We start from the raw sequence: 13,137 nt of genomic DNA on the forward strand, positions 1-13,137 counted from the left end.
GGCTAATTCAATTCTGAATTAGCCTTTTTAATTAAAGTAATACGATTAAGCTTTTGATTATAGCCGTTAAGCGAATGGCATCTAAGATACGTGCTTCTGTAGCCCCATGGTTCTTGACCGACTGCTCATGTGATGAGACACACATTTCACAACCATTGATTGCTGATACAGTTAAACTAGCAAGTTCGAAAAACTCTTTGCCTAAAACAGGATTCATCATGATGGACATGCGAATACCTGCTGGTGCTGTATTGTAATATTCTTTATCTACAAAGTGCTTGAAACGATAAAAAATATTGTTAGCATTTAACAAAGAAACCAAGGCATGAATTTCATTGATTTCAGCTTCAGTCGCTCCTTTTGTTAACGCTAACTCCGTTAAGGAAGTTATCGTTCTTTCGTGTTTCTGATTGACTGAAACTGCTAACGCTAATAGAATTGCTTCTTTTTCGTTCAATGTTTGCGCTCGTAATGCATTCGAAACATTAATTTTTAAATCTTTGATGTAACGGTGATCCGCAGCATCCAAAGTGTCTAAAAGGGCAAAGGATTCTGTAGCAGGGATATTGATCTCTGCTAATAAATTATCTTTAGTCTCACTCATGGTCGTTGATTTTAAAAGCCCCAGGGAACCCTGGGGCTAAAAGAATATTATAATGTTGCTTCTCCTGCTTTCCAGTTACATGGGCAAAGCTCATCTGTTTGTAAAGCATCTAATACACGCAATACTTCGTCTACGTTACGACCTACTGAAAGATCATTTGCAGAAGCCCAACGGATGATACCGTTTTGGTCAGCGATGTAAGTAACTCGGTATGCAACCTTCTCTCCTTCTGTCAAAATTCCTAATTCTTCAGCTAAGCTTTTAGAAGTATCTGCCAACATAGGGAATTTCAAACCACGTAAATCATCGTGATCTCTTCTCCATGCTGCGTGTACGAATTCTGAATCTGTTGATGCTCCGATCAATGTTGCATCACGGTCAGCGAAATCACCGGCACGACGGTTGAATTCAGCAATTTCAGTTGGGCAAACGAAAGTAAAATCTTTTGGCCACCAAAACATTACTAACCACTTACCATCTTTCTTGTGATCTTCTGAAGTAATTGTCGCAAATTCTTTTCCTTGCTCTAAAGAAACAACTGCCGTTTTTGAAAATGTAGGAAATTGGCTTCCTAAACCTAACATGTAATTTGCCATTTGTATAAGTGTTTTGTTTGTTCGTTTAAAATGATGTTGCAAATATCGTAGTTTAAAAACTATCAATCAAATCTATATTTTTTATATTTGTATAGATTTTGACTATATAATGACAATTACACAACTGGAGTACATCGTCGCGCTCGCCGACCTGCAAAGTTTTTCCAAAGCAGCTGATTATTGCTGTGTATCTCAACCCAGTTTGAGCATGCAAGTGCAAAAATTGGAAGATGAATTGAACATGACCTTGTTTAATCGAAAGGCTAAGCCATTAGAACCAACACTTGAAGCAAGAGAAATTTTAGCAAAAGCTCGAATCATTCTTTCGGAAAGTAAATCCATACTCTCTCTTACAAAAGGTTGGTCTACACAGGTTACGGGAAATCTTGCAATTGGAGTTATCCCAACGATAGCACCATATTTAATGCCACGCTTTCTGGCTGATTTCCAATTGAAATACCCCAATTTAACTATTAGCGTTTCGGAAACTACCACAGAGAATATTAAGCATGAAATTGCTGAAGGTCGAATTGACATAGGCATACTTGTTACCCCTTTAAATTCAAATTTGATTGAGATTCCACTTTATTACGAGGAATTATTCCTGTATTCTAATGTCTGGGAAGATGATGGATCTAAATTAAGTGCCACTCTTGATCCTACTAAATTGTGGCTTTTAGAGGAGGGACACTGCTTAAGTAATCAAATTAATTCTATCTGTAACCTGAATGCAGGTGCCCGAATATCTAATTCATTGACTTATCAAACGGGAAGTTTAGAAACGATAGTCCGAATGGCTGATTTGGGATTTGGTCAAACAATTATTCCGCAAATGTTTGTCGATTATTTAGATAATAAATCAAAAGAGAAGGTACATCCACTTCCCAAGCCTACACCAATTCGTGAAGTTTCACTAGTTCATGCGAAGTCCTATTCACGTAAAGCTATTATTAATGCACTTAAATTAGAGATATTAGCACATATTCCGATGCAGTGGCAGTCTATTGCTGATCGAACGATTATCCCAATATAGCTTGAAGTTGTTCGGTTCTTCTTATTTTTAAAAGGAAATAGATACTGGCTATAAACACAAGGCCTAATATCAAAATACCTAAGCGCATGTTGCCAGTCAATTGGATGATTAAGCCAAAAATGAATGTCCCCAACACGGTTGATAAGCGATCACATGCATCATAAAAGCTGAAATAGGAACTCGTGTCTTGTTCATTTGGAGGACACATTTTGGCGAATGTCGCCCGACTATTCGATTGGATCCCCCCCATCACAAAACCTATGCCAGTGGCCAATAAATAAAAATTAAATTGATCATTTACCGTATAGGCGAAACCACAAATGGCAACCCAGACGATAACGATAGCTAGTAATGCTTGTATATTACCGAATCGTTGAGAAAGTTTTGCACAAAAATAAGCTCCTGGTATCGCGACTAGTTGAATCAATAGAATGGTTATGATCAGTGCGTCTGTTGGCAAATGCAATTCTTCACTACCAAATAATGCTCCCAAAAACATAACAGTTTGCGCTCCCATGTTGAAGAGAAAAAAACTAGCCAAGAAGCGCTTTAGTGCTCCAATATTTTTCACTTCTTCATATACCTTTTTAAGTTCCTTCCAACCGCCTAACCATATGTTTTCGCCTCGATGCATACGTTTATTGCCTTCGGGAAGATAATGAAATGGTATTTGCGCAAATACTAACCACCAAATTCCCACACTTAAAAATGATATTCTAGATGCTAAATCTCCAGAAAGATTGCCGTACCATTGCGGCATCATCACCATCGTTAAATTTTGGATAAGTAAAAGAACACTTCCTATGTAACCCATTGTAAATCCTTTGGCACTTAATTGGTCAAAACGGTCAGGGCTTGCGATTTCAGGTAAAAAGGAATTATAGAACACCATACTTCCTCCCCATCCGATGATGGAAAATAGAAAACCAAATGTTCCAATGTAGTAATTTCCTTTTTCGAAAAAGTAAAGGCTAATACAACTAAATGAACCTAAATAACAAAAAAATCGCATAAACGATTTCTTGTTTCCTTTGTAATCAGCTATTCCTGAAAGTAATGGCATTAGTATAGCTAACAGTAAAAATGCACATGAAACAGTGTATGAAAATATAACCGTATTACTTAAATGCATCCCTAGAAAATCGATCTCTTTATTACCTGAAGCACTGACAGCAGCGAAAGGATAATAAATCGGGAAAATCGCACTCGTAATGGTTAAAGAATGAACCGAATTCGCCCAATCATAAAATGCCCACGCATTTAAAACCTTGGGATTATTTAGTTCGTTTTTCATCCTTAAAATAAGCCAAGTTGTTCACCTTTAGTAGAATCCTTTAGAATTTGTTCAGTTGGGTAATTCTTGATTTCTAAAGGAATATCTTCACTTTTAGATTCAGTTGGCTCCTCTTCTAAGGTAATTGTTTGTCCCACAACAATTGTTTCCGGTTCCTCTGGCGCATCTTCTTGCTGCTCTTCTACAACTGGAATAGATTCAACTTCTACCACTGGCAATGTTTCTTTATCAGTAGACTCATCTTCTTCCACTTCGTTAATTGGTGATTGAGTCAGTTCTTCTGACTCGGGCATAACTACTTCCGTATCAATAAACTGCGCATCAGTTAATTTGGGATAGTTTAGTTTACTACCTATTGCCTTCCAACCTCTTACGTCAACTAATTCATCAATTGGGATTAACTCAATTTCAGAAGTTTTGCCATCAGGCTTATGCTTTATCTGAACATTGGGTGCATAATTTATGCTAGAAGCAACCAATTTAGATGCCTTATGATCTGAAATGAACAAGAACTTCTTATCAACTGTTGAAGTCTCAATTTTAAAACGCTTAATGAAATGCGTTTTATTTGAACCATCAAAATAGATAGCAGATATAATACCATTCGGATTGAATTTAGCTAAAAGTGCTATTTCTTCTGCCGGATAGCGATTAGTAAGTTCAAAATTGGTTAACTCATAATTACCAGAATTATAGATGGCCAAAATATTATCATTTGGCTCAAAATTACCTACATGGTCACCATGTTGGTCTCTATTAAGTCGGCCAATTGTAGGGTCATACCAAATATCGACTCCGCCCAATGTAGAAACTCCAGCACTTTTCTGAACAATCTTCCGAACTGGATATTTCGTTAAAACATTCCCAAGGGATTCGCGTCCCTTGATTGCTAGTTTAGCAAAATCATAATCAAATTGCTTGTTCTTAGCTGTACAATTGGCAGTTAAATTGATACTAATTACCTCAGCTTCCCCGTTTTCATTCGCAGAGAAGTAAGAAATTTTCGATTTATTATCTTGGCTAACAATTCTGTATTCGCGGTCACGTGTTACAGATGTTACCTTAAATCGTTTCACATAGGAAACTCCAGTCTTCCCATCAAAGTAAACGACATTATATACTTTACGGTCATCATTCTTTTTGAATACGCTAACGTATAAGATGTCTTTCCCTACGAATACTTTTTCCTGCACTTTTGTCACGACGCAAGTTCCATTTTGTCGGAATACGATAATATCATCGATGTCAGAACAATCCATGACAAATTCATCCTTCTTCAAGCCATAACCGATGAAGCCATCTTCCCTATTCACATAGAGCTTTTGGTTTGCCTGGGCCACAACCGTAGCTGTAATGGTATTGAAACTTTGAATTTCTGTCTTACGCTCTCTGCCTTTGCCGTATTTCTGTAACAGATGCTTGAAGTAATCAATTGAATAGCGAATGAGGTTAGCTAAATTATCCTCAACCTCTGCTAATTCATCTTGCAAACGCTTCATCGCTTCATCAGCCTTAAAGCTATCAAACTTAGAGATACGCTTAATACGAATTTCTAATAAGCGTAATATGTCTTCTTCTACGATTTCGCGATAAAAATCCTTTTTGTAGGGTTCTAAACCTTTGTCAACCATCGCGATAACAGATTCAAAGGTTTCACATTCCTCAATATCACGATAAATCCGATTTTCAATAAATATTTTTTCAAGAGAGCTAAACAATAAGCGCTCCATTAATTCATTGCGGCGAATTTCTAATTCTTGTTTGAGCAATTCAACCGTTTGATCCGTACTGACGCGTAATATCTCAGCAATACCTATGAATTGTGGCTTTTCGTCAACAATGACACAGGCATTAGGTGATATAGATACTTCACAATCCGTAAATGCATATAGAGCATCTATTGTTACGTCTGGCGAAATTCCCGGTGCTAGTTGAATTTGAATTTCAACATCCTTAGCCGTGTTATCAATTACTTTTTTAATCTTGATTTTACCTGTATCGTTCGCTTTGATGATCGAATCAATCAAAGAAGTTGTTGTTGTTCCAAAAGGTATCTCCTTGATTAACAGGGTTTTCTTGTCAAATTCTTCAATCTTTGCTCGAACGCGAATTCTTCCACCACGTAATCCATCGTTATAGTTTGATACATCAATCATTCCACCTAATTGGAAATCAGGATATAAAATAACTTTCTTGTTATTTAATAAATCTATGGATGCTTGAATGATCTCACAGAAATTGTGAGGCATGATTTTTGTAGCTAAACCTACAGCAATACCTTCTACTCCTTGTGCTAAAAGCAATGGAAATTTAATGGGTAATGTGATCGGTTCCTTTTTACGGCCGTCGTAAGATAATTGCCAACGAGTAGTCTGGTTGTTGAATACTACATCATTCGCAAATTTAGATAAACGAACTTCGATGTAACGAGCTGCCGCAGCACTATCCCCTGTACGGTTATCGCCCCAGTTTCCTTGGCAATCAAATAATAAATCTTTCTGTCCTAGATTAACCAATGCATCATTAATAGACGCATCCCCATGTGGGTGATATTGCATCGTTTGACCGATAACATTTGCAACTTTATTAAAACGGCCATCATCCATTTCTTTTAATGCATGAAGAATACGTCGTTGAACGGGCTTAAGTCCATCTTCTACAGCTGGAACGGCACGCTCTAAAATAACGTATGAGGCATATTCAAGGAACCAATTTTCATACATGCCGGCAACGGCGATTTGATTCTGTAATGCCCCTTCTGTCGTTTCACTCATTGGTATTTGTTAATCTAATAGTTGAATTAATTGGTACAACATAATCGCCGTAGCTCCCCAAATTTCCTCCGATTCATAATAAAATCGAGGTGCGATTACGGCTTCATTCATGTACTGCAGTTCATGAAAGTCCATCGCATCAGGATGTTTGAAAAAAGCTACAGGTATTTCAAAAATACGACTAATTTCTCTTTTATTTACTTGGTAGCTGAGGTTTTTATTTAGAATGATGTAATAGGGCTGAATCCAGAAATTTGATACCTCTACCCAATGCGGTTCTAGCTCCGTTAAATCATCTTCAGCTAATTGTATCCCGATTTCCTCTGCTACTTCTCGGATGGCGGTATGTCTTAGGTTCAAGTCCGTTTCATCTTGTTTGCCTCCCGGAAATGCCATTTGTGCACTGTGGTGACCGTCATAAGTATTACGCTTAATTAAAACAATTTTAGTCTCTTGATCAGGCTCTTGAATAATAATTGCAACAACAGCTGCATGCTTGGACGATTGTCGTATAAGCTCATTTTGTCTAATATGAGTCTGAATTTCTTTCAATCGGTCAAAAGGATTCTTCATATTACATAGCCGACACAATTGCCTCGGCACAGCGAATGCCATCTAAAGCTGCCGACATGATTCCCCCTGCATAACCTGCACCTTCGCCACATGGATACAAGCCTTTTAAAACTGGGTGTTCTAACGTATCGCGGTCTCTCGGAATCTTAACTGGTGATGAGGTTCTACTTTCTAGGCCGATTAATTGACCTACATTGCTACTGAAATTTCGAATTTTTCGGTCAAAATCTTGTAAACCCATGGATAAGGGTTCAGAAATGAAATCAGGTAAGAAATCACGTATTTCACCTGGTTGTAATCCTGGAACATAGGAAGTGTCATGATTCGTGTGGCTAGCTTTCCGCTTGATAAAATCCCCAGTTAATTGCGAAATGGCTTGTTGGGTCCCTCCTACCAAATGGTGTGCTTTTTGTTCCAACTGTTCTTGAAGATGCATGCCTGCCAAAGGACCAAATTCTTTATACTGCGCTAAATCTTCTGGTAAAATACTTACAACAATACCTGAGTTAGCATACTTAGAATCACGTCGAGATGGTGACATTCCATTTACGACAACTTGATTTTGTTCCGTTGCAGATGGAACAATAAACCCTCCAGGGCACATACAAAAGGAGAAAACTCCTCGTTGAATTCCTTTATACTTCGTTTGGGTTACTAAACTAAAGGATGCAGGAGGTAAAAAATCGGGCCTAACAGGCAATTTATATTGACTAGAATCAATCATTTTTTGAGTATGCTCGATTCGAACACCAATTGCAAAAGGCTTTGCTTCAATAGCTATATTTTTTGACTGTAGTAATTCGAAAATATCACGTGCAGAATGGCCAGTCGCTAACAATATATGTTTTGCACCATGGCTTGTGCCATCAGCTAATACGATTCCTTGTAGCTGATTGTTTTCAATGATGAAATCAGTTACGCGGGTATTGAAGTGAACTTCTCCCCCAGCATCAATGATTGCATTTCGCATTCCTTCGATAATTCCCGGAAGTTTATTGGTACCAATATGAGGATGTGCTTCATATAAGATATTAGCATGTGCCCCAAAAGCAACAAAAGTTTCCAAAACAGAATCAATGTCCCCCCTTTTCGTACTGCGAGTATATAATTTGCCATCCGAATAGGTACCTGCCCCACCTTCGCCAAAACAATAATTACTATCTGGATTAACGATGTTATGTCGGTTAATTGCCGCTAAATCCCTTCTTCTGTCTCGAACATTATGCCCACGCTCAAAAACAATGGGCTTAACACCTGATCTTATCAACTTAATTGCAGCAAATAGCCCAGCTGGACCACTTCCAATTATGATCACATGTTTAGCATTTGTTGCTAGCTTTGGTAAGCGCAATCGATCAGAAAGATCTAACTGAAAGTTATGGTCTTTGGGATAAAAACCAATTTTGATATTAGCCTTAATTTGTCTACTTCTAGCATCAATTGATTTTTTTTCGATGCGATACTGACTCGAATTTAATAGCTTTGCACCTAATTCAGCCATTAAAAATTCATGTAACAATTCAGGTGAATTGGCTACTGCAGGATCAAGTACGAAGGATTTATATTCAGGCATTGGATTAATTTGTACAAATTTACTAATCTATTTCTAACAATTGAATGAATCAGCTTCAAAACCAAGTAAGCCCCTATTTATTACAACATCGAAACAATCCTGTGGATTGGTTTCCTTGGTGCGAAGATGCTTTATCAAAAGCCAAAACCGAAAATAAGCCAATCATTTTAAGTATTGGCTATGCTGCTTGTCATTGGTGTCATGTGATGGAACATGAATCCTTTGAGAATCTAGAGGTAGCTGAGCTAATGAATTCTCATTTCTTATGTATCAAAGTTGATCGGGAAGAAAGACCCGACATCGATTATATCTACATGGATGCCTTGCATGCCATGGGTTTACAAGGCGGTTGGCCGCTCAATGTATTTTTGATGCCAGATCAAAAACCATTTTATGGGGGGACTTATTTTCCAAAAGCTAATTGGATCCAATTGTTGAATTCGATACAACGTGCATTTTCCGAGCATCAAACAGAGTTGCAACAATCGGCTGACGGGTTTGCGGCTAATTTACAGGGTACTGATGTTGGATTATATCCATTAGAATTAACGAATATTGGCCCTCTGATTCCTTCAATACTCGCTAAAATTAAAACGGGTTTAGATCCTGTTTTTGGTGGGACGCATAAGGCACCTAAATTTCCAATACCCTCTTTAATGTTATTGTTGGAACAAGTCCCTGAGAAATTATTAATGGATATTGAACTTGATTCATTAGCCGATTTACAATTAACCAAAATGGCTAGTGGTGGAATTTTTGATCAAGTAGGTGGTGGATTTTCACGCTATTCTGTGGATTCAGAATGGTTTTGTCCGCATTTTGAAAAAATGTTGTATGATAATGGTCAATTAATTCGTGTGTATGCGCTTGCTTTCCAAAGGACTAATAATCCTGTATATAAAGAAGTGGTCAAGCAAAGCATCGATTTTTTAAATCGTGAGTTGAAAGGTGAGAATGATATTTTTTATGCCTCTTTAGATGCGGATAGCGAGGGTGTGGAAGGCTTGTTTTATGTTTGGACTTTTGAAGAGTTAAATGCAATTATTCCTTATAATAAACATTCGGATTTTTATAAGGCTTATTCGTTGAGCAAACTGGGAAACTGGGAGCATGGATATAATATACTATTTAAAAAGGATGCTCTTTTGAATGACTTATACCAAGCTGAAATTACTGCATTACATCAAGTAAGGTCAAAACGCGTTCGCCCTGCGACGGATAACAAACAATTGTTGGCATGGAATGCGTATACATCATTGGGACTTCTAGAGGCTGGCGCCATTTTAAAAGACGAAATGATATTAGATGGTGCTTTTAAACACTTGAATCAACTGATATCAGCATTTGTTCCTTTTGGACAAGAGAATGTGTTACATCAATTAGCTTTTTCAGATAAACCGATCTATGCATTTCTAGATGACAAAGCAGCTTTAGGTTTAGCACTTGTTAAAGCTTTTGAATTGAGTGGAAAAGAGGAATATCTGAAAGTTGCCCGTCAATTGATTATGCAGATTGAAGCCTCTCACACGAAACAACATGCCTTATTCAATTTCCATTCGAATCAAAATGACACATTAATCGCACCTAAATTTGAAATTTTGGATTCCGTTTGCCCATCAGCAAATTCCATGGTCTGCGAATTATACCTTTGGATGGGCTTTTTAGATGCTAATGTAGCTTGTACATTACAAGGAAAAGATATGTTGGCCGCCATTCTCGAACAAGCACAAGCAAATCCAATCTATTTTGCTAATTGGTTGCGAGTATATTCGACATGGATTGAAAATCCGAAGGCGATTATTAAATTTAATCCCGTGCGAATCAAACGATCTGATTTAATCGGTTTAAATGCTATTTTAATTCCGATGCATGAATTAAAAGAAAACATCTTGGTATGTATAGGCGACCATTGCTTAGCCCCTTGCGAAGATGTGGATTCATTAAAAAAACAATTGGCAACTATTTGATGCGATCTGGGTTTTCATTTACGAAAGCGCCCCAACCTTTCTGTGTACCTTTTACAGATGAACTGATGTTCTTATTATGGAAGTGATGACAAATGGCAATTCCCAGGGCATCTGTCGCATCATGTAATTTGCCATCAAGTTTAATTCCGCTGATGATTTCAACCATTTTAGCTACTTGCTCTTTGGATGAATTTCCATTACCCGTCACGGATTGTTTAACTTTCTTAGGTTCATATTCTGTAATAGGAATTTCTTTGGAAAATGAAATGGACATGACCATCCCTTGTACTCGGCCAAGCTTTAACATCGATTGCACGTTTTTTCCAAAAAAAGGCGACTCAATGGCAATTTCATCAGGCATAAATTCTTCCACAATCCCCATAACACGTTCATGAATTTTCAGGAATTTGGCACCTTGGGTTGTGTATTTTGTCAGATTCAATACTCCATATTGCAATACATGAACTTTGTCACGCGTAATGCGAATTAAGCCATATCCCAAATAACGTGTTCCTGGATCAATCCCAAGAATTATTTTTTCTGCACCAAGGTTTGTAATTTGCGTCATATTATTCAATTATGTTCATTCATCAAATCCCGCGTATTGTCCCCACACTCCTACCCAAACTTATCTGGTCAAATCCTGTGGGGGAAAAAAATAATGCGGTCTATTTTACATTTGATGATGGACCAACCCTTGAAATTACCAATTTTGTGTTGGATTGTTTAGCTCAATATGAAGCGAAAGCTACATTTTTTTGTATTGGTAAAAATGTAGTTGCGAATCCTCAGATTGCCTTACAAATTCAAGCGAATGGTCATCATATTGGCAACCATACGATGAATCATGCCAATGCATGGAAATATAGCATAGATGATTATCAGCAAAATTACATCGATTGCGAAGAGGTATTTGATCAAATGAATATCAAATCTGTTGGCTTTAGACCTCCTTACGGACGCATTAATTCATTTATTTACCAAAATATGACATTGACCACACCTATTTATATGTGGTCGTTTCTAAGTGGCGATTACAACCAAGATTTAACTGCATCTTCTATTATTCAAGCAGGAATTAAACATATTAAACCAGGTTCAATTTTGGTATTTCACGATAGTGTAAAAGCCTTTCCACGATTGAAAATTGTACTACCTGCTTTATTAGATTATTGTCGCCAACAGAATTTTAAGCCTGAATTACTATGATTGATACCCATGCACATCTTTACGATCCGATCTTTAAAGCGGATATCACACAACATATAACTGATATTAAGGCTGTTGGTGTAACAGAGGTATGGTTACCTAATTGTGATCTTTCAACTTGGCAGCAATTAGTTGAATTAGCAGAAGAATTTCCTGATTTTGCATTGCCGATGATTGGTTTACACCCAACTTATGTGAAAGAAAATTACTTGGAAGAATTAAATTCCTTAGCTAAAATATTAGCATCAAGAAAAGTTTTAGCGATCGGTGAAATTGGATTGGATTATTATTGGGATATCACTTTTAAGCAAGAACAAATAGCTGCTTTTGAAACGCAGTGTCATTGGGCGATGGAACAAGGTTTATGGATTGATGTGCATTGCAGAAAGGCTTATGCCGATATAATTCAAATACTTAAGAAGTCAGAATACAAATCGCTTCAAGGAATTATACATTGCTTTTCTGGTGATGCCCGAGAAGCGAAGACCTTAGTCGATTTGGGATTTACATTGGGTATTGGTGGGGTAATAACTTATAAAAACACGACTTTATTCAATGATATTAAAGATATTCCGCTTTCTAATATCGTTTTGGAAACTGATGCACCTTATTTAACTCCTGTTCCTTTTCGAGGACAAACAAATACACCAAAATATATCCCTTTAATTGCTCAAAAATTAACTGATTTATATCAAGTATCACTCGGTGAGCTTATTCAAATAACTGATGCAAATGCTAATCAATTGAAGCTTATTTCAGGTTATTAAGCAACGTATCTGTTTCAATTTTCCAATTTAACATGGCTTGTTTTAGTCGGAGAGCGATTTTATTTGTAGAGCCCCAAAAATTATCCCAATCACCTTGAAAGGCAATCTTTCCTTTTTCAATTATTCCCAATTTGTTACTCATTTTAATAATGTCAACTAAATCATGACTTATTAACAAACATGGGATTTGCTTATAAGCAACTAAATCCTGAATGATTTGGATGAATTCAATTTTTTGTTCGGTGTCTAATTGACTAAAGGGTTCGTCTAAGACTAAATATTCAATAGGCTGGCTCACCGCCTCAATTAATGCAATTTTTTGTCTCTCCCCTCCCGACAATTGAATGATTTTCGCATGCAAAAGGTGTTGAATATGAAAAAGTCTTAAATAATGTTGAATGGTTTTATGTCGTTCTTTTTCGGTTAATCGTTGGAACAGCATATCCAAATACGCAGAGACGGTATGATGAGGTTTTAAATGCAAGTTCTGTGGAACATAACCTGCTTGTTTAAATTGGGGAATTAATCTATCTAGGGCCCCTGCATTTAATTCTTTCTTGTTAATTAATATCGACGAACCTTCTGCCTTGGTTAAGCCTACAACTATATGAGCAACTGTGCTTTTTCCAGAGCCACTTTTACCAACGAGCGTGTAAATTTCACCAGCTTTTATCTCAATTTTTACGTTAGATAGACCGAAATGAGGATTAACTTGGTAACTTGGTATGAAAATTTTTAACATCTAAA

The 13,137-nt window shown here is 37.1% G+C and carries 12 protein-coding genes; 4 read left to right on the forward strand and 8 right to left on the reverse strand.

The window, feature by feature from the left end:
• Window positions 1-31: 31 nt before the first annotated feature.
• Window positions 32-604, reverse strand: a complete 573-nt coding sequence (locus tag SKC38_RS05875) for a carboxymuconolactone decarboxylase family protein (protein ID WP_377975955.1) — start codon at window positions 602-604, stop codon at window positions 32-34.
• Between the two features lie 47 nt (window positions 605-651).
• On the reverse strand, window positions 652-1,200 hold the full coding sequence (locus tag SKC38_RS05880; RefSeq protein ID WP_377975957.1) for a peroxiredoxin: 549 nt from the start codon (window positions 1,198-1,200) through the stop codon (window positions 652-654).
• A gap of 109 nt (window positions 1,201-1,309) precedes the next feature.
• Between SKC38_RS05880 and SKC38_RS05885 the strand changes: the two genes are divergently transcribed.
• A complete protein-coding gene (locus SKC38_RS05885) occupies window positions 1,310-2,233 on the forward strand; it encodes a hydrogen peroxide-inducible genes activator (protein WP_377975959.1) in 924 nt (307 codons plus the stop codon).
• On the opposite strand, the gene SKC38_RS05890 is transcribed toward SKC38_RS05885, so the two are convergent.
• From SKC38_RS05890 to SKC38_RS05905, 4 genes are read right to left on the reverse strand one after another with little or no spacing between them, the layout of a single operon-like run.
• Window positions 2,220-3,527, reverse strand: coding sequence for an MFS transporter (locus tag SKC38_RS05890; RefSeq protein WP_377975961.1), 1,308 nt, complete (start codon window positions 3,525-3,527; stop codon window positions 2,220-2,222). The two genes, SKC38_RS05885 and SKC38_RS05890, sit on opposite strands and share 14 nt — an antisense overlap.
• A gap of 2 nt (window positions 3,528-3,529) precedes the next feature.
• Entirely contained in the window at window positions 3,530-6,301 is a 2,772-nt protein-coding gene (locus SKC38_RS05895; RefSeq protein WP_377975963.1) for a DNA gyrase/topoisomerase IV subunit A, read from the reverse strand.
• Between the two features lie 9 nt (window positions 6,302-6,310).
• Window positions 6,311-6,874, reverse strand: coding sequence for an NUDIX hydrolase (locus SKC38_RS05900; protein ID WP_377975965.1), 564 nt, complete (start codon window positions 6,872-6,874; stop codon window positions 6,311-6,313).
• A gap of 1 nt (window position 6,875) precedes the next feature.
• Window positions 6,876-8,447, reverse strand: a complete 1,572-nt coding sequence (locus SKC38_RS05905; protein ID WP_377975966.1) for an NAD(P)/FAD-dependent oxidoreductase — start codon at window positions 8,445-8,447, stop codon at window positions 6,876-6,878.
• 44 nt (window positions 8,448-8,491) lie between these two features.
• Here SKC38_RS05905 and SKC38_RS05910 point away from each other — a divergent pair, with 44 nt between their 5' ends.
• A complete protein-coding gene (locus SKC38_RS05910) occupies window positions 8,492-10,414 on the forward strand; it encodes a thioredoxin domain-containing protein (protein WP_377975968.1) in 1,923 nt (640 codons plus the stop codon).
• Here SKC38_RS05910 and ruvC read toward each other — a convergent pair.
• On the reverse strand, window positions 10,407-10,982 hold the full coding sequence (gene ruvC / locus SKC38_RS05915; RefSeq protein WP_377975970.1) for a crossover junction endodeoxyribonuclease RuvC: 576 nt from the start codon (window positions 10,980-10,982) through the stop codon (window positions 10,407-10,409). The genes SKC38_RS05910 and ruvC overlap by 8 nt on opposite strands.
• 11 nt (window positions 10,983-10,993) lie before the next feature.
• Here ruvC and SKC38_RS05920 point away from each other — a divergent pair, with 11 nt between their 5' ends.
• Together SKC38_RS05920 and SKC38_RS05925 are read left to right on the forward strand one after the other, a co-directional pair.
• Window positions 10,994-11,623 (forward strand): polysaccharide deacetylase family protein, encoded by a 630-nt coding sequence (locus SKC38_RS05920; protein ID WP_377975972.1) that lies wholly within the window; start codon window positions 10,994-10,996, stop codon window positions 11,621-11,623.
• Window positions 11,620-12,390 (forward strand): TatD family hydrolase, encoded by a 771-nt coding sequence (locus SKC38_RS05925; protein WP_377975974.1) that lies wholly within the window; start codon window positions 11,620-11,622, stop codon window positions 12,388-12,390. The genes SKC38_RS05920 and SKC38_RS05925 overlap by 4 nt, the downstream gene beginning before the upstream one ends.
• On the opposite strand, the gene SKC38_RS05930 is transcribed toward SKC38_RS05925, so the two are convergent.
• Window positions 12,374-13,132: an ATP-binding cassette domain-containing protein gene (locus SKC38_RS05930; protein ID WP_377975976.1), complete on the reverse strand. Its 759-nt coding sequence runs from the start codon at window positions 13,130-13,132 to the stop codon at window positions 12,374-12,376. The genes SKC38_RS05925 and SKC38_RS05930 overlap by 17 nt on opposite strands.
• Window positions 13,133-13,137: the final 5 nt, after the last annotated feature.

The organism is Aquirufa echingensis (genome assembly GCF_042714525.1).
GTDB lineage: Bacteria > Bacteroidota > Bacteroidia > Cytophagales > Spirosomataceae > Aquirufa > Aquirufa echingensis.